Annotated in this window: 13 protein-coding genes; 7 read left to right on the top strand and 6 right to left on the bottom strand. The window is 70.6% G+C overall.

The annotated features are described in order from the left end of the window. Positions 1–60 precede the first annotated feature (60 nt). Positions 61–714 carry a phosphate signaling complex protein PhoU gene (gene phoU / locus LPU43_RS11940; RefSeq protein ID WP_229400391.1) on the bottom strand — a complete coding sequence of 218 codons (654 nt, stop codon included), beginning with the start codon at positions 712–714 and terminating at the stop codon, positions 61–63. 213 nt (positions 715–927) lie between these two features. Between phoU and LPU43_RS11945 the strand changes: the two genes are divergently transcribed. Both LPU43_RS11945 and LPU43_RS11950 read left to right on the top strand, forming a co-directional pair. Further along, positions 928–2313, top strand: coding sequence for a sensor histidine kinase (locus tag LPU43_RS11945; RefSeq protein WP_229400392.1), 1386 nt, complete (start codon positions 928–930; stop codon positions 2311–2313). A gap of 43 nt (positions 2314–2356) precedes the next feature. Beyond that, positions 2357–3040: a response regulator gene (locus tag LPU43_RS11950; RefSeq protein ID WP_229400393.1), complete on the top strand. Its 684-nt coding sequence runs from the start codon at positions 2357–2359 to the stop codon at positions 3038–3040. 107 nt (positions 3041–3147) lie between these two features. On the opposite strand, the gene LPU43_RS11955 is transcribed toward LPU43_RS11950, so the two are convergent. After that, positions 3148–3954 (bottom strand): DUF3109 family protein, encoded by an 807-nt coding sequence (locus tag LPU43_RS11955; RefSeq protein ID WP_229400394.1) that lies wholly within the window; start codon positions 3952–3954, stop codon positions 3148–3150. Positions 3955–4028: 74 nt separating this feature from the next. Here LPU43_RS11955 and LPU43_RS11960 point away from each other — a divergent pair, with 74 nt between their 5' ends. Together LPU43_RS11960 and LPU43_RS11965 are read left to right on the top strand one after the other, a co-directional pair. Next, positions 4029–4973 (top strand): Ppx/GppA phosphatase family protein, encoded by a 945-nt coding sequence (locus LPU43_RS11960; protein ID WP_229400395.1) that lies wholly within the window; start codon positions 4029–4031, stop codon positions 4971–4973. A 76-nt stretch (positions 4974–5049) separates the two neighbouring features. Continuing rightward, entirely contained in the window at positions 5050–5856 is an 807-nt protein-coding gene (locus LPU43_RS11965) for a sugar phosphate isomerase/epimerase family protein (protein WP_229400396.1), read from the top strand. 61 nt (positions 5857–5917) lie between these two features. Here the strand turns inward: LPU43_RS11965 and LPU43_RS11970 are convergent, their stop codons facing one another. From LPU43_RS11970 to LPU43_RS11980, 3 genes are read right to left on the bottom strand one after another with little or no spacing between them, the layout of a single operon-like run. After that, positions 5918–6505 (bottom strand): CGNR zinc finger domain-containing protein, encoded by a 588-nt coding sequence (locus LPU43_RS11970; protein WP_229400397.1) that lies wholly within the window; start codon positions 6503–6505, stop codon positions 5918–5920. Positions 6506–6524: 19 nt separating this feature from the next. Further along, positions 6525–7691, bottom strand: a complete 1167-nt coding sequence (locus LPU43_RS11975; protein WP_229400398.1) for a glutathionylspermidine synthase family protein — start codon at positions 7689–7691, stop codon at positions 6525–6527. A 1-nt stretch (position 7692) separates the two neighbouring features. Then, complete coding sequence (locus LPU43_RS11980; protein WP_229400399.1) at positions 7693–7974, bottom strand: hypothetical protein; 282 nt, start codon at positions 7972–7974, stop codon at positions 7693–7695. Between the two features lie 148 nt (positions 7975–8122). Between LPU43_RS11980 and LPU43_RS11985 the strand changes: the two genes are divergently transcribed. Further along, positions 8123–9043 (top strand): proline dehydrogenase family protein, encoded by a 921-nt coding sequence (locus tag LPU43_RS11985; RefSeq protein WP_229400400.1) that lies wholly within the window; start codon positions 8123–8125, stop codon positions 9041–9043. Between the two features lie 172 nt (positions 9044–9215). On the opposite strand, the gene LPU43_RS11990 is transcribed toward LPU43_RS11985, so the two are convergent. After that, positions 9216–9455 carry a hypothetical protein gene (locus LPU43_RS11990; RefSeq protein ID WP_229400401.1) on the bottom strand — a complete coding sequence of 80 codons (240 nt, stop codon included), beginning with the start codon at positions 9453–9455 and terminating at the stop codon, positions 9216–9218. Between the two features lie 775 nt (positions 9456–10230). Between LPU43_RS11990 and LPU43_RS11995 the strand changes: the two genes are divergently transcribed. Both LPU43_RS11995 and LPU43_RS12000 read left to right on the top strand, forming a co-directional pair. After that, complete coding sequence (locus LPU43_RS11995) at positions 10231–16707, top strand: RHS repeat-associated core domain-containing protein (protein ID WP_229400402.1); 6477 nt, start codon at positions 10231–10233, stop codon at positions 16705–16707. Continuing rightward, the gene (locus LPU43_RS12000; RefSeq protein ID WP_229400403.1) at positions 16707–17333 is read left to right on the top strand and encodes a hypothetical protein; all 627 of its coding nucleotides are present in this window, start codon (positions 16707–16709) and stop codon (positions 17331–17333) included. The genes LPU43_RS11995 and LPU43_RS12000 overlap by 1 nt, the downstream gene beginning before the upstream one ends. Positions 17334–17635: the final 302 nt, after the last annotated feature.

The raw sequence follows: 17635 nt of genomic DNA on the forward strand, positions 1-17635 counted from the left end.
CCCGCTTTCTGCATGGCAAGGGGCCCTTCCTAACCGGCGCACGCCACGTGCGCGGCCCGCTCAGGCCGTCGACGCCGCGGGCTCCCCGGTGATCAGGTAGACGACGTGCTCGCCCGCGTTGACCGCGTGGTCGGCGAACCGCTCGTAGAAGCGGCCCAGCAGGGTGGCGTCGATCGCCGTCTCCACCCCGTACGGCCAGTCGTCGCCGAGCAGCACCCCGAACAGGCTCTTGTGCAGGTCGTCCATGGCATCGTCGTCGCGGTCCAGCTCGGCGGCGAGCACGGCGTCGGGCCGCGCCAGCACCGAGCCGATCTTCTCGGCCATCCGGTCGGCGATCGAGGCCATGTCGGTGAAGACCGGCCGCAGCTCCGCCGGGACGGCCGGGGACGGGTGGCGGCGCAGCGCCGTCTTCGCCACGTGGTCGGCCAGGTCGCCCATCCGTTCCAGGTCGGCGGCGACGTGCAGGGCGGTGATCATGGCGCGCAGGTCGGAGGCGACCGGGGACTGACGGGCGAGCAGGTCGCAGACCCGCTCCTCGATGTTCCGGTACTCCGCGTCGATCTCGGCGTCCCGCTCGATCACGGTCTCGGCCGCCCGCCGGTCGGCGGTGAGCAGGGCCCGGGTCGCCTGGCGCATCGCGGCGCGAACCCCCTCGGCCATGTCCACCAGCAGTTGGCTGACGGTGTGCAGGTCGGCCCGGAACTCGTCGCGCATCATCACGTCCTGTGGTCGGTGGCGCCGGCCCGGCCGGTGCGGGCCCCGGCGCCGGGGGTCGAGCGGTGCGCGACCACCGTAGGCCGGGGGGAGAGGACCCAAGGTTAACGGCGGTGAACGGCGTGGGAGCGGGGGGTGAACATTGCCGGAAGTGAGGGCGATTCGTCCGGTTTATTCCTATGGCCGAGTGAACAATGACCCTACGATCGCCGGGTGGAATGGGCGGTGACGACGACGGTGGTCGTGGCGCTGGTGGCCGGGCTGGCCATCGGGTCGCTGCTGCCCGGGATCGTCCGGGCGTGGCGCCGCCGCGGCCCGACCGCCGCGAGCGACGGGCTCGGACACCTGCTCCGGAACAGGGAAGGGCCCCCGATGGTCGACGATCAGCAGACCGTGCTTTCCGGCCTCGGGCGCCGGACGGTGGACTCGCTGCGCGCGGGCGTGCTGGTGCTCGGTCCCGACGACGTACCGGTCATGGTGAACCCGGCGGCCCGCGCGATGGGGCTGCTGCGCACCGGCGCCACCCCGGGCTCGACCGCCGCCCACCCGCTGATCCGTACCCTGGCCGGGCAGGTGCGCCGCACGGGCGTGCGGCGCGAGATCGAGCTGGACCTGCCACGTGGCCGCGACAACGCCGGCCCGGGCCCGCTCGGCGTGCACCTGCGGGCCGTGGCGGTCGGCGGCGGGTACGTGGCCGTCGAGGCGGCCGACGTCACCGACTCCCACCGGCTGGCCAGGGTCCGCCGGGACTTCGTGGCCAACGTCAGCCACGAGCTGAAGACCCCGATCGGCGCGCTGCAACTGCTCGCCGAGGCGCTGCTCGACGCCACCGAGCCGGCCGGCGACCTGGCCCGCGCGGCGACCCCCGGGGTGGCCGGCGGCGCTGCCGGTACGGCCGCCCCCGGCCCGCAGCTCCCCGGCCTCTCCGAGGACCTCGTCGCCGCGCGGCGGTTCGCCGAGCGCATCCAGCACGAGTCGACCCGGCTGGGCCGGCTTGTGCAGGAGCTGCTGGAGCTGACCCGGCTCCAGGGGGCGGAGCCGCAGCCCGCCCCGGAGCCCGTCGCGCTGGACTGGGTGGTCGCGGAGGTGCTCGACCGCACCCGCACCAGCGCCGCCGCACGCCGGGTCGAGGTAACGACCGAGGGCGAGCGCGGGCTGATCGTGTACGGCAGCGACGCCCAGATCGCCACCGCCGTGGCCAACCTGGTCGAGAACGCCATCAACTACTCCGCCGAGCACACCACGGTCCGGGTCGCCACCCGCGCCGAGGGCGAGCACGTCGTGGTCTCCGTCGCCGACCAGGGGATCGGGATCGCCCCCACCGACGTGGAGCGGATCTTCGAACGGTTCTACCGCGCCGACCAGGCCCGCTCCCGCACCACCGGCGGCACGGGGCTCGGCCTGGCCATCGTCAAGCACATTGCGAGCAACCACGGCGGCCGGGTCGAGGTGTCGAGCACCCTCGGGGGTGGGTCGACGTTCACCCTCCGGCTGCCTGCCCGCCCGCCGGAGGACGTCCCACCGGCACCGCCGTCGGTGGGGGCGGGGGCCGGCCCGGCCGGCCCCAATTGTGAGGACCCGGTCGGTCTGGTTCCGTGAGAACCGACCCGCCCCGTCCGATTCGTGAGGAAAGGAAAGCCCGTTGAGCCGCGTTCTGGTGGTCGAGGACGAGGAGTCGTTCTCCGACGCCCTGTCGTACATGCTCCGCAAGGAGGGCTTCGAGGTCTCGGTCGCAGCCACCGGCACCTCCGCCCTCACCGAATTCGACCGGACCGGCGCCGACATCGTGCTGCTCGACCTGATGCTGCCCGAGATGTCCGGCACGGAGGTGTGCCGGCAGCTCCGCCAGCGCTCCCACGTGCCGATCATCATGGTCACCGCGCGGGACAGCGAGATCGACAAGGTGGTCGGCCTGGAGATTGGGGCCGACGACTACGTCACCAAGCCGTACTCGCCCCGGGAGTTGGTCGCCCGCATCCGGGCGGTGCTGCGCCGGCGGAACCCGGAGGTTACCGAGTCGGGCGCGCCGACCCTGGCGGCCGGCCCGGTGCGGATGGACGTCGAGCGGCACGTAGTGACCGTCGGCGGGGGGCCCGTCCAGCTTCCGCTCAAGGAGTTCGAGCTGCTGGAGCTGCTGCTGCGCAACGCCGGCCGGGTGCTGACCCGGGGGCAGCTCATCGACCGGGTCTGGGGGGCCGACTACGTCGGCGACACCAAGACCCTGGACGTGCACGTCAAGCGGCTGCGCTCGAAGATCGAGCCGGAGCCGTCCGCGCCGCGCTTCATCGTCACCGTCCGGGGCCTGGGCTACAAGTTCGAGCCGTAGCCGTAGCCGTAGTCGTAGCCGGCCGTCGCGTGCCGCGCCGGCCGTCGCGCTCGGTGAGGTGAGAGGGGCGCCCTTCTCTACCGCAGGCGTTGGGAAGGGGCCCTTCCTTACCTGCTGGCCGGGTGGGGGGCGACCTGGCCCTGGCGGTGCCGGGCCGCGCACAGCTCGGCGAGCTTCGCGTACGCGGGCGCGCCGATCAGCGCGGTCAGCTCCGGGCCGTACGAGACGTACATCGGCTCGGCGCCGACGTGCGCGTCGGTCGACGAGGTGCACCACCAGTCGAGGTCGTGCCCGCCCGCGCCCCAGCCCCGCCGGTCGAACTCCGCGAGGGTGGAGATCAGCACCTTGGTGTTGTCGGGGCGCTTGTGCCAGTCCTGGTCCCGCCGGACGGGGAGCTGCCAGCAGACGTCCGGCTTGTACTCCAGCGGGTGCACCCCGTCGCGCAGCGCCTGGGCGTGCAGCGCGCAGCCGCCCCCGGCGGGGAAGTCGGCGTCGTTGAGGAAGACGCAGGGGGCGTCGACGTCCCGGGTGGCGGTGCGCCGGGCCGGGTTCTCGCCGTCGATCGTGTCCTCCTCCGTCCAGTTCCTGAACCCGCGGCGGAAGTGCTGCCAGGTGGCCGGGGTGAGCCGCTTCACCGCCGCGCGGACCCGTTTCTCGTCGTCGGCGTCGGTGAAGAACGCGCCGTGCGAGCAGCAGCCGTCGGCGGCCCGGCCGGCGACGATGCCGTGGCAGCCCCGGCCGAACACGCAGGTCCAGCGGGACAGCAGCCAGGTCAGGTCGGCGCGGACCACGTGCTTGTCGTCCGCCGGGTCGACGAACTCGATCCACTCCCGGGGGAAGTCCAGCCCGACCTCCCGGCTGCGCGGGTCGTCGGGGTCGTCCACCAGCGCCTGGATCTCGATCTGGCTCGTCACCCGGCCCAGCCTACGCGCGGAGCCCTCTTTCCACCGGCGAGCCGCCGAAGCGGTCAGGCCCTAGGGTCGTGGGCATGCGACTGGGAGTGCTCGACGTCGGTTCCAACACCGTGCACCTGCTCGTGGTCGACGCCCACCACGGCGCGCACCCCTGGGCGGCCCACTCGGAGAAGGTGGTGCTGCGGCTCGCCGAGCAGATCGGCCCCGACGGCGCGCTCACCCGGGCCGGGGCGGACGGGCTGGTCGAGGCCGTCGGCGCGGCCCGCGCCGCCGCGTCCGGGCTGGGCAGCGACGAGCTGCTCGCGTTCGCCACCTCGGCGGTCCGCGACGCCACCAACGCGGCCGAGGTGCTGGCCCGGGTGCGCGACGAGGCCGGCGTACGGCTGGAGGTGCTCGCCGGCGCGGACGAGGCACGCATCACGTTCCTCGCGGTCCGGCGGTGGTTCGGTTGGTCCGCCGGCCGGCTGCTGGCGCTGGACATCGGCGGTGGCTCGCTGGAGGTGGCGGCCGGCATCGACGAGCAGCCCACCGTCGCGGTCTCCCTCCCGCTCGGCGCGGGCCGGCTGACCCGCGACCGGCTCCGGGTCGCCCCGGACGGCGCGGCCCCCCCGCCGGCCGAGGCCGTGGAGGAGCTGCGGGAGTACGTCGACGGGCTGCTCGACCCGGTCGTGGAGCAGCTCGCCGGCACGGGCTGGGACCGGGCGGTGGCCAGCTCGAAGACGTTCCGCACCCTGGCCCGGCTGGCCGGCGCGGCACCGTCGGGCGCCGGGCTCTGGGCGCCGCGCCGCCTGACCCGCGACGGCCTGCGGCAGGTGCTCGCCTTCGTCCGGCACATCCCGCCGCGCCACCTGTCCCAGTTGGAGGGGGTCGGCGCGGGGCGGGCGCACCAGCTCCTGGCCGGGGCGGTGGTGGCCGAGGCGGTGCTGCGCCGCCTCGACGTGGAGTCGCTGGACATCTGCCCCTGGGCGCTGCGCGAGGGCGTCATCCTGCGCCGACTCGATCAGCTCTCGCCGATGTAGGCTGCTTGCGGGCGTTAGGGGCGGTTTGCGACCGCTCGTCACGATGCCGCAGCGGAGGCGGGCTACCCTGGCTGGTGTGACTTCCCGCGTCCCCGTGCTCCTGTCCACGTCCTCGGTCTTCCCCGAGCGGACCGCGGCGGCGTTCCAGCTCGCCGCAGCGCTCGGGTACGACGGCGTCGAGGTGATGGTGTGGACCGACGCCGTCAGCCAGGACGCCGGCGCGCTGCGCGGCCTCGCCGCGCACTACGGCGTGCCGGTGCTCTCCGTCCACGCGCCCTGCCTGCTGGTCACCCAGCGGGTGTGGAGCCCCGACCCGTGGGAGCGGCTGCGCCGGGCCGCCGAGCTGGCGGAGACCCTGGAGGCGCCGACCGTGGTGGTGCACCCGCCGTTCACCTGGCAGCGGGACTACGCCCGCAACTTCGCCACCGGCCTGGACCGCATCGCCGGGAGCTTCGGCGGGCTGCGCTTCGCGGTGGAGAACATGTACCCGGTGCGGATGGCCGGCCGGCAGTTCGTCCCGTACGTGCCGGGCTGGGACCCGACCGACACCGGCTACCCGTCGTACACGCTCGACCTGTCGCACTGCGCCGCGTCGCACACCGACGCGCTGGAGATGGCCGACCGGATGGGCGCCGGCCTGGCCCACGTGCACCTCGGCGACGGCACCGGCGAGGGGCGCGACGAGCACCTGGTGCCGGGGCGCGGCACCCAGCCCTGCGCCGAGCTGCTCCGCTCGCTGGCGGGGCGCGGCTTCACCGGCTCGGTGGCCGTGGAGGTCACCACCCGGGGCGCGAAGAGCCGCGCCGTGCGGGAGGCCGACCTGCGCGAGGCCCTGGAGTTCGCCCGCGCGCACCTGACGGCCCCGTCCCCGGTCGACGCCTGAGCGCCCGCCCCGGGCGGGCCGCCCGGGGTGGGTCAGCTCGCCGGCGTCAGCTCGCCGGCGTTCAGCTCACCGGGGTCAGCGGGGCGTCGCTGAGCGGGGCGTCTGCCGGGGCGGCGGGCCGCTCGCCGTTCGCGGCGCGCTTGCGGGCCCGGTGGGCGGCCACGTGCGAGCGGGTCGCGCAGCGCTCCGAGCAGAACCGCCGGCAGCAGTTCGACGAGGTGTCCAGGTAGACGTTGCCGCAGCGCTCGTCGGCGCAGACCCCGAACCGGGCGCTGCCGTACTCGCAGAGCCAGACCGACAGCCCCCACACCGCGCCGGCCAGGTACTCCGCGCTCACCGAAGCGCCCCGGCTGGTGACGTGCATGTGCCAGTCGCTGGAGTCGTGCCCCGAGATGCGCGGCTGCACCGGGTACGCCTCGAGCAGCGTGTTCAGTTCCGCCACCGCCTGGGCGTCGCGGCCCGAGGTGCCGTACTCGAAGACGTCGCGCAGTCGCTTCTGCGCCCGCCGGAAGGTCGCCAGGTCCCGCTCCGCGACCTCGTCGCGCATCCAGGCGTTGTCCTCGGGAAAGAGGGCCCGCAGGTCGTCGAGGTCGTCCAGCCGGGCGTTGACGAGATCAACTCCGGTCCGGGCGTACGCGTCGAAGTTCACGCCCCCAACGGTAGACGACTCACGTCAGTCGCGGCGCGTCGATGTAGTGCGGCAGGAACCGCGAGTAGTTGTCGGTGATCAGGCTCGCGCTCTCCCGCAGCCCGGCGCCGGCCGGCTCGCCGCCGACGACCCAGCTCCCCAACACCACGTGGTTGCCGTCGAAGCTCGGCAGGGCCCGGAACTGCTGGTAGCAGAAGCCCTCGTCGCCGTACTGGCTCGGGTTGGTGATCTCCCCGGCGGCCGTGACGATCCGCACCGAGCCGCCCTCGCGGCCGAGCAGCGGCTTCGCCACGTACTCGGTCATGCCCCGGGGCGAGTCCAGGTAGGCGGGGAGGAGGTAGTCGTGGCCCGGGTACAGCTCCCAGAGCACCGCGAGCAGCGCCTTGTTGGACAGCAGCAGCTTCCACGCCGGCTCGATCCAGGTGGTCGGGGTGCCCGGGTCCAACGCCAGCGGCCCGTACGGCTCGGTCAGCATCCACTCCCAGGGGTACAGCTTGAAGCAGGTGGTGACCGGCCGGTCGGCGGCGTCGACGAAGCGCCGGCCGTCCCAGCCGACGTCCTGGATCGCCAGCAGCTCCGCCGCGAGCCCCGCCTGCCGGGCGGTCTCGGCCAGGTAGCCGGCGGTCATCTGGTCCTCGCCCGACTCGTCCTCGTTCGAGAAGGCCACGTGCACCCGGCCGTCGTGCAGGCCCGCGCCGATCTTCGCCCAGGTGGCGACGAGGCGCTCGTGCAGGCTGTTCCACTGGTCCGCCTCGGGGCGGGTCTCCTCCAGCCAGAACCACTGCGCGATGCCCGCCTCGACCAGGGAGGTGGGGGTGTCGGCGTTGTACTCCAGCAGCTTCGGCGGCCAGGTGCCGTCGTAGTGCAGGTCGAAGCGGCCGTAGAGGCTCGGCGGGGCCTCGCGCAGCGAGCGGGCCACCGCCTCGGCCGCCCAGGCGGGGAGGCCGAACTCGGCGTACCGGCGGCGGGCCACCACGTGCTCGGCGGCGGCGACCGACATTCGGTGCAGCTCCGCGGTGGCCTCCTCCAGCCGCAGCACCTCCTCCAGGCCGAAGGCGTACGCGGCGGTCTCGTCCCAGTACGACATGACCTCGCCGTCGGGCAGCTCCGTGTCGACGTACACCAGGCCCTGGGAACGCACGCTGGCCTCCCAGTCGGGGCGCGGGGTGACCGCCTCGCGCCGCACGTCAGCCGCCGCAGGAGGCGAGGTAGGTGCCGAAGCCGCCGCGCTCGGGCACGGCCGCCGTCGCCGGTCGCGGCTCGGTGCGCGCGGTGGCGTCGGTGACCGTCGGCGCGTGCATCGCCAGCGCCACGGTCCCGCCGCCGCCGACCGGGCCGAGCGCGCAGTCATCGTCGTCGTCATCGGCGGAGGAGGAGGTGTTGCAGCCGGAGACGGCGAGCGCGAGGGCGGTCAGCGCGCCGAGCTGCACGGTGGCCGACCGCAGTCGGCGTCGGGGGCGTTGTTCCACGGCATCGTTGTAGCCGATCCGCGCACGGGGTAAGGAAGGGCCCCTTCCCAACGCATACGGTAGAGAAGGGTTCCCCTCTCACCGTGGGCCGAGCCCCGGCAACGGCCACGGCGGCGCGGGGGTGCCCGGGGAGCGTTACGCTCGGCCCATGCTCCGTTCCGTCATTCTTGCCGCCTCCCGCTCGGCCCAGATCGAGCGGCTCGTAGCGACGGCTCCCTTCACCCGGGACGTCGTCCGCCGGTTCGTCGCCGGCGCCGGCACCGGCGACGCGTTGCGCGCGACCCGCGAACTCGCCGCCGCCGGCCTCGCGGTCACCCTCGACAACCTCGGGGAGGACACCGTCACCGCAGAGCAGGCCACCGCCACCCGGGACGAGTACGTCACGCTGCTCGGGCTGCTCGCCGAGGCCGGGCTCACCCCGGCGGCCGAGGTGAGCCTGAAGCTCTCCGCCCTCGGCCAGATGTTCGACGAGCAACTCGCGTACGACAACGCGAGGGCGATCTGCGCGGCGGCGGAGCGGGCGGGCACCACGGTCACCCTGGACATGGAGGACCACACCACCACCGACTCGACCCTGGACGTGCTGGCCAAGCTCCGTAAGGACTTCCCGTCGACCGGGGCGGTGCTCCAGGCGTACCTGCGGCGCACCGAGTCGGACTGCCGGGAGCTGGCGTCGGCCGGGTCCCGGGTGCGACTGTGCAAGGGGGCGTACAAGGAGCCGGAGTCGGTGGCGTACCAGTCGGCCCGCGAGGTGGACAAGTCGTACGTGCGCTGCATGAACATCCTGATGTCCGGCGACGGGTACCCGATGCTGGCCACCCACGACCCGCGCCTGATCGCCATCGGCGAGGACCGGGCCCGCTGGTTCGACCGGGGGGCGGACCGCTTCGAGTTCCAGATGCTGTACGGCATCCGGCCGGAGGAGCAGACCCGGCTGGTGGGCGAGGGCTACACCGTGCGCACGTACCTGCCGTACGGCACCGACTGGTACGGCTACCTGATGCGCCGGCTCGCCGAGCGCCCTGCCAACTTGACCTTCTTCGGTCGCGCCCTGCTGTCGAAGAAGTGACCTACCTGGCCTGGCGTTCGTGACGTCTACCGGCGGGAACGCGGTCACCGTCGGCGGTTACCACCACGAGATCGTCCGGTACGAGCCGATTCACGTTCCGTCGGTCCCGTCGCCCTGAGTCGCCGGTGGTGCCGTCTCCACCCGCACGGGTGGAGACGGCACCACCGCTCGATCAGGGAATCTCCGTCCAAGGCGTCAGTCCCGTGCCGGGGGATGGCTGGTCGGTCCTGTGGATCCGGCCTTCGGTGCCGCAGCCGAGCAGGTGATTGCCGTCCGTGCCGACCACGTAGAGCACGAGGGTGCCGTTCGCGCCGAGCAGCGCGGCCGGGTTGCCGGCGAAACCGCCGGTCGGTTCCCCATGCCGAAGGTCGCCCAGTCGCCGAACGGACCCACCGGCGGCATTCTGAGTCACTCCGCGGACCTTCCCGTTCCCGGGCCGTGAGTGGATGGACGACCGCGCGGTCGTCGGCCCTGACCACCGCCCGGTGACGATCCGTACGCCGACCGCCGCGCTGCGGGCGCCGTGACCCGGCCACTGCCACACGTAAGCCGGGGTCACGTGACAGTCTGTGATGCTTTTCAAGCCTTCTGCGACGATTTGGTCCATGCGTGCTTATCGATCGTTATCTTACCGTGATCTTTGGCGAGGCTGAACGTGAAAGATTGTCGGCGCGCCCCGCAGCGTGCTCGATCGACTACGTTGTGTGGCTTTCCTTGTTTCTCGCGGAGTGGGAGTACGCATGGTCGGGCACGGGGATCTGCGCCTGCTGAGTCGCTGCAGGCGTTCGGTCGCGGTGGTCGTGGCGGCGTCACTGGCGGCGGGGCTGTTGTCCGGTACGCCAGCGACGGCGAGGCCGTCGGACGACGGGCAGGCACTGCTGCCCCCGGTGTCGCCCGGCCGGTCGGTGAAGGGCGTCAAGCCCTTGCCGACGAACTTCGTGACGCCGGTGGACCAGGCGAAGTCCAGCCACCGCCCCACGCGGACGGTCTGGCCGAAGGCCGCATCCGCCCAGGTCGACCTGACGGCGTCGGCGGCCAAGCCCGGTACACGGGCGCAGAAGCCGGCAAAGGTGCGCGCGGCGGGCACTCCGGTGTGGACCCGGCCGGTCGGCGAGGGTGGCCGATACACCGGCCCGAAGCGGCTTGCGGTTACGGTTGCCGACCGGGCCGCAGCCGAGGCTGCCGGCGTGGCCGGGGTGCTCCTGTCGGTGGCCCCGGCCTCCGAACCCACAGCCGGCACTGTGCAGGTCGGCGTCGACTACGCCGAATTCGCCGAGGCGTACGGCGGAAACTACGGCTCTCGACTGGGGCTCGTGCGGCTGCCCGCCTGCGCCCTGACCACCCCGCAGATCGCCGAGTGTCGCATCGCCTCCCCGCTGCCGTCGATCAACGACATCGCCACCAACTCGGTGTCAGCCGAGGTGGCGCTGACTGCCGCCGGCTCTGTCGCCGGAGCGCCCGGCACCGCGACGGTGCTGGCAACCGTCGCGACTGCGGACGACGAGGGTGGCAAGGGCGGCACCTACGCCGCAACCGACCTGTCGCCGTCCCAGTCCTGGAGTGTGGGCGGGAGCACGGGCTCCTTCACCTACTCCTACCCGGTGGAGCTGCCGGCGACCCGGTCGAAGCTGGTGCCGAAGGTCGCCCTGTCCTACGACTCCGGCGCCGTCGACGGCCAGACCTCCTCGACCAACGCGCAGGCGTCCTGGGCCGGTGACGGCTGGACGACGCCGAGGTCGTTCGTCGAGCAGACCTTCGTCTCGTGCAACGACGATCCGGGCGGTAGCCCCTCCCCGGTGAAGACCTACGACCGCTGCTACACCGGCCCGGTCCTGACCATCATGCTGAACGGCTCGTCGAGCTCCCTGATCTGGGACTCCGCGAAGGAGACATGGAAGCTCCAGAACGACACCGGGGCCAAGGTCACCCGGGTGACCAACTCGGGGAACGGCAGCAACACGCACGACAGTGACTACTGGCGGGTTGTCGAGCGTGACGGCACCGTCTACGAGTTCGGGCGTAACCGGCTGCCGGGTTGGAGCACCGGCAAGCCCGAGACCAAGTCGGTCGACACAGTTCCGGTCTACTCACCGCACTCGGGAGACCCCTGCTACAACTCGGCCGGGTTCTCGTCCTCGGTCTGCACGGAGGCGTACCGGTGGAACCTGGACTACGTCAAGGACGTCCACGGCAACGCCATGGCCTACTACTACAAGCAGGACACCAACTACTACGGGCGGAACAAGGGAACCACCGACGTCACCTACGTCCGGGACAGCTACCTGACCCGAATCGACTACGGTTTCCGCGACGACGGGGCCTACGGCACGGTTCCGAACCAGGTCGTCTTCAACACCGCCGACCGGTGCCTCTCCGGCACCTGCCAGCCCCTGAACTCCGCGAACAAGGCGAACTGGCCGGACGTTCCGTTCGACCTGGTGTGCAACTCCGGCACCGACTGCCAGGCGTGGAGCCCCTCGTTCTTCTCCACCGTGCGGCTGGCCTCGATCGAGACCAGGCAGTACGACACCGCCACCTCCACGCACAAGAAGGTGGACTCGTACGCGCTCGCCCACACCATGCCGGCGACCGGCGACGGGACCTCGCCGACGCTGTGGTTGACCTCGATCACCCGCACCGGTCACGACACCACCTCCGGCGGCTCCACCGCCGCCATCGCGTTGCCCTCGGTGTCGTTCACCGGGATCAAGTTGGCCAACCGCGTCGACACCGCCGGCGGCCTGCCCAACTTCTACCGGCAGCGCATCGCCACCATCACCACCGAGACCGGTTCGGTGATCTCGCCCAGCTACGAGCTGCCGGTACCGTGCACGGCTCCGGTGACGACCAGCCCCGCCTCGAACACGAAGTCCTGCTACCCGATCTACTGGACGCCGAGCGGGTACACCGACCAGCTCCGTGACTGGTTCCACAAGTACGCCGTCACGCGGGTCACCGCCACCGATCCCACCGGCGGCGCCCCCGCCACGTCCACCAACCACGAGTACGTCGGCGGTGCCGCCTGGCACTTCGACGACAACGAGGTGGTCAAGGCCAAGTACCGCACCTACGGCCAGTTCCGCGGCTACGGCAAGGTCAGGGTGCGCGCGGGCGACGGGGTCAACGATCCCCGCACGCTCTCCGAGACGACGTACTACCGCGGCATGAGCAAGAACAACAACACCACGGTCGTCAACGTCACCGACTCCGCCGGCGGCGTCCACGAGGACGTCGACCAGCTCGCCGGCCGCGAACTCGAAGTCACGAACCACGTCGGTGACGGCGGTCCCGTCGACAGCTCGACGGTCACCTCGTACTGGGTGTCGGGCGCGACCGCGACCCGTGCCCGCACCGGCCTCTCCCCGCTGACCGCCACGTTCGCCGCGCCGGCGCGCGTCTGGCGGCGGCAGGCGGTCACGTCCGGCGGCACCACGACCTGGCGGTACAGCGCGACCGACAACTCGTACGACGCCTCCACCAGCTCGGCCACGTTCGGCCTGCTCAAGCACACGTATCAGCACACCGTCCCGGCGAACGCCGCCTACGACCGGTGCACGACCACGTCGTACGCCGCGCCGAACACGGGACTCAACCTCGTGGGCCTGACCAGCGAGACCGAGACGGTGTCCGTCGCCTGCGGTGGCTACGCCCAGGGCCCCTCGGCCACGGCACCCGGCAGCGTGAACACGTTGACGGCCCCGGCCACGGTCGACCGGCCGGCGCAGGTCGTCTCGCACGTGCGGACGCACTACGACGATCCCGCCTTCGGCACGGCCTTTCCGCAGGCCGCCGCGCCCACCAAGGGCAACGTCACGATGGTCCGCAAGGCCGCCGACTGGGTCTCCGGGGCATACGTCTACCAGACCACCGACCGGGCGGAGTTCGACACCTACGGCCGGGCCACCGGTAGCTGGGACGGCAACGGCAACAAGAGCACCGTCAGCTACACGGACAACGCCGTCGGGCTCACCACCGCGCTCACCGTCACGAACGCCGAGGGGCACGCCACCGTCAACACCGTCACGCCGCTGCGGAACCTGACCACCGCCAGCACCGATCCGAACGGCATCGTCACCCGTAACCAGTACGACGCGCTGGGCAGGCTCACCGGGGTCTGGCTCGCCTCCCGGGCGACCAGCAACCCCGCCCACGTCAAGCACACCTACACGGTGTCGAAGACCGGGCCGACGGCCACGATGACCCAGACGCTCAACAACAACAGCGGCTACCACAAGTCGATCACCATCTACGACGCGCTGCACCGGGTGCGGCAGAAACAGGAGGAGAGCCCGGCGAGCGGCAGGTTGGTGACCGACTCCTTCTACGACAGCCGTGGCTGGGTGCGTGCCACGTACAACGGCTGGTGGGATGCTTCCACCTCCCCGGACACCACCCCGGTCCATACCGACAACCTGCTGAAGAAGGCGCTGAACCAGACCTTCAACACGTACGACGGGCTCGGCCGGGTCATCCTGGCCGAGAGCGCCCGCGACGGCGTCGTGAAGTCGGCGACCCGGACCGTGTACAACGGCGACCGGACGACGGTGATCCCGCCGACGGGCGGCACCACCACCGCCGTGGTGACCGACCCGATGGGGCGGACCGAGAAGCAACTCCAGTACGTCTCCGCGCCGACCCTGAACAGCCCGACCAACCCGTTCACCGGCGTCTACCACCTGACCGGCGGCACGACGGTCGCCACCAGTCACGGCTACGACGCCGGCGGCAACCCGGCCACCCTGACCGACCCCGCCGGCAACGTCTGGACCAGCCAGTACGACCTGCGTGGGCAGGTGGTCAGCAAGGACGACCCGGACGCCGGCACCAGCACGATGCGCTACGACGGCGCCGGCAACCTCGTCGAGGCCACCGACTCCAGGGGCAGGACGACCTCCTCCACGTACGACAAGATCAACCGCAAGACGGCCCACCACGCCGCGGCGGTCTCGGCGCAGTCGACGGGCAACCGACTCGCCGCCTGGGTGTACGACAACGACAACCTCGCCGTGGCCGCGATGGCCAACCCGGTCGGCCGGCTGACCACGTCCACCGCCTTCCGTAACGGTGCCGAGTACCGCACCCAGTGGACCGGATTCAACGCCTTCGGCTCCTCGACCGGCGAGACGGTCACCATCCCGGCGACCGAAGGGCCGCTCGGCAACACCTACGGTTACACCCACAGCTACAACAGCGTGACCGGCAAGCCGCTCACCGACGGCTACCAGGCCCGGGGCGGTCTGCCCGCCGAAACCGTCTTCCGCGGCTATATCGGCGTCCTGGACATGCCGAACTCCCTCGCCGGCCTCGCCGGCTACGCCACCTCGACCGAGTACGACGCCTGGGGCCGGGTTCTCCAGGGCGTCGGCGGCCCGACCACCAGCGCCGCCGTCGTCTCCAACGAGTACGACGACCACAACGGCCGGCTCACGCAGCAGACCATCAGCCGCGCGACCACCACGGCCACCAGCATCGGCAAGCAGAACTACGAGTACGACCTGTACGGGAACATCCTCAAGACTGCCGACACCCGCTACCTGCCGGGCGCGGCCTCGGAGACCGAGTGCTATCGGTACGACGCGCTGCGCCGGCTGACCAGGGCGTGGACCGCCACCGACGACTGCGCGGTCGCCCCCACGACCGGCAACCGGGCGATGGTCGGCAGCGGGATCGGCACCACCAGCGCGTACTGGACCGAGTGGGAGATCGATTCGCTCGGCAACCGGACCAAGCAGACCCAGTACTCGCTCTCCGGCGGCACCGACACCACCACCACCTACGCGTACGACGGCAACGGTGGTGGGCAGCCCCACACGCTGACGGGCACGACCACCACCGGCGGCCTCACCGGCAGTACGTCCTACGCCTACGACAGCGCCGGCAACATGACCACCCGCCAGGCCGGGCAGGGCACGCAGACCCTCGCCTGGGACGACGCCGGAGAGCTGACCTCGGTGACCGGCGGCACCGACGGGGACAGCTCGTTCCTGTACGACGCCGACGGCAACCTGCTCATCCAGCGCGACCCGGGAACCACGACCCTGTACCTGTTCGGCGAGCAGATCACCCTGAACACCGCCACCCAGAGCCTGAGCGGCGTCCGCTACTACTCACTGCCGAGCGGGGCGGTGGCCCACCGGACGGGCAGCGGCACCGCGTACGGGTTCAGCGTGCCGGACCACCAGGGCACGCCCAGCCTCTACCTCGACAGCACCGCCCAGCCGACCTGGCGGCAGTACACCCCCTACGGCGCGCCGCGCGGTGCCACCGTGGCGGCCCCGGACAACCGGGGCTTCCTCAACCAGCCGCTCAACCCGAACACCGGGCTGACCCAGGTCGGCGCCCGCAACTACGACCCGACCATCGGCCGGTTCGTCTCGCTCGACCCACTACAGGACCTGGCCGACCCGCAGCAGTGGAACGGCTACTCGTACGCCAACAACTCCCCGGTCACCCTCAGCGACCCATCGGGGCTGATCCCCGACGACTGTAGGTACTTCGACTGCTTCGGCTACGACCCGAAGAAGGGTTGCCCGCACGGCTGCGGCACGCCGGAGAACGTCCAGTGGGGAGAGGACCAGAAAAAGGGAAGTTCCAAGCCCAATAAGGAGAACCACCCGCGCGACCTCGGCCATGGCATCCGGGTGCCGGAGAGCGTGCCGTTCGAGGAGTTCATGCGCCGCTGGCGGGAGCAGCGGGCGAAGTACTTCGCCACGATGAGCGAGGGCAACAACGACGACTGGATGCGGAACGACACCGCCAAGCTCGCCATGAACATCTGTCATGAGATGGGCAGGCCCGGCGGCTGTCAGCAGTGGATCGAAGAACTCTTCTGGGACGTGCACTACAAGTGGGGTGTCGACAACCTGCCCAGCGACGACCGGATCGTCAGCGGCGTTCCCGGCGTGCCCGTCCGCGGCGGCAGCCAGGGAGGCAGAGGCACCGGCGCGCGCCGCGGCGGCTGCATGAGCTTCAGTGGTGACACCGAGGTCCTCATGGCTGACGGCACCACCAAAAAGCTTGAAGAGATTCGCATCGGCGATGAGGTGGTTGCCTCCGACCCCGAGACCGGCGAGCAGGGGCCCCGCACCGTCACCCGTGTCTGGGTGCACAAGGACGACCTGATCGACCTTGAGGTCGGCGGTGCTCTCCTCACCACCACGGAGGACCACCCGTTCTGGAACCAGACCGATCGCCAGTGGCAGCGCGCCGATCAACTCGACCGAGGTGATCTGACGCTCAGCTCAGAGGGTAAATCAGGTGCTGTTGGCGGCCTGATGTTCTTCTCGGCACGTTCCTCCCTCGCCTACAACCTTACTGTTGACGGCATTCACACGTACTATGTTCTCTCGGGCGCCATCCCCGTGCTCGTGCATAATGACAACACGGCTCCGTCGCCGAATATAATTCAGCGTGGAATCGAACAAATTAAGGACGGAACCCTGCAGCAGCGTGTCAATCCGGATGGTACGCCGGATTTTTACAAGGGTGGCGACAATCGCAAGACAGCATGGTGGGCCGGTGCTAAGATCTACGCGCCGGACCCAAAGAATAACGCGTATAGAATCCTTGAAAAGAATGGTCAGTATGCCTGGATCGGTCCAGACGGAAAGAATCCCAACGGGCATAACTATAACAAGCTCAATCCGTTCGTGCCGAAGTGCTGATGGGTGACTCGATGGCTGCGCGCGTTTCGCAAGGTGATGAGTTTTCCAAGATCATGCCCGGTTTTGGCTTGAGATTCCTTGGATTCAAGCGCTCGACGGGAATTCCTAACTTCGTCGCCTGGTCGGTCACCTCATGTCATCCCCGTGAGGGGCGGCGGGACAGGACCGTGGGGATCGACGATCCCGATCGAGTCTCGAAGGCCAATGCAGGATGGTATGCGCTGGCGACTGAATTAAAGCTATTTTCGGCCGAACGCCTGTTTCTGGTCTCCTTGGACCTGTCTATCGATCTGGCTGCGGATCGAGGCTCGGTTGACGAAGATCCGGCTGAGATGGTGTGGGGACTGGTGGAGCTTCTTGATGAGTGGGACATCATGGGTGCTGGCGCCGCATCTCGTATACTCGGTTGGGGTTTTGGTTGTCCGGGCTTCGCCATGTCTGCGGTCGACGGATCGGTGTTTGTTCAGGGGACGGTGTGGCAAGACAGCATCGGATCTTCAGCCCTTCCTTGCCCTAGTCAAGTGCCGTCACTCCGAGAGATGGTTCGCAAGAACTTGGGAAAGCCATACCGCACAGCTGCGGAGAATGAGGATGCACTGTCGTGGCTTGCTCGGACGGATTGTTGATTGACGGACGGCCGTCGTGACGATGCGATGGTTTATTGCGAACCCGGCTTGTTCCTCAAAGCGTGATCTGTAGGAAGGCTCAACCCGTGCTCCGGCAACCCGGTGGCCGCCGCTGGAACTGCCAGGTCCTCTCCTCGGCACCAAGTGTCACGGGAGGGGAGCGCGACGCGAGCTTTGGGGCGGGGCGGCATAGATCACGGCCGGGGAAGCGGGCATCACGCCATGATCAGTTGTACGAAGGGATCGCGCCGGTCACAGCCGCCCCGCTACCGTACTGGTAACACGCGCGTAGCCCGCCGGAG

Origin of the sequence: Micromonospora okii (assembly GCF_020884795.1) — a bacterium.
Classification (GTDB): domain Bacteria; phylum Actinomycetota; class Actinomycetes; order Mycobacteriales; family Micromonosporaceae; genus Micromonospora; species Micromonospora okii.

Bases quoted from the DNA above. Each gene is read 5' to 3' on its own strand.
- phoU (WP_229400391.1), bottom strand. From the start codon at position 714: ATGCGCGACGAGTTCCGGGCCGACCTGCACACCGTCAGCCAACTGCTG.
- LPU43_RS11960 (WP_229400395.1), top strand. From the start codon at position 4,029: ATGCGACTGGGAGTGCTCGACGTCGGTTCCAACACCGTGCACCTGCTC.
- LPU43_RS11985 (WP_229400400.1), top strand. From the start codon at position 8,123: ATGCTCCGTTCCGTCATTCTTGCCGCCTCCCGCTCGGCCCAGATCGAG.
- LPU43_RS12000 (WP_229400403.1), top strand. From the start codon at position 16,707: ATGGGTGACTCGATGGCTGCGCGCGTTTCGCAAGGTGATGAGTTTTCC.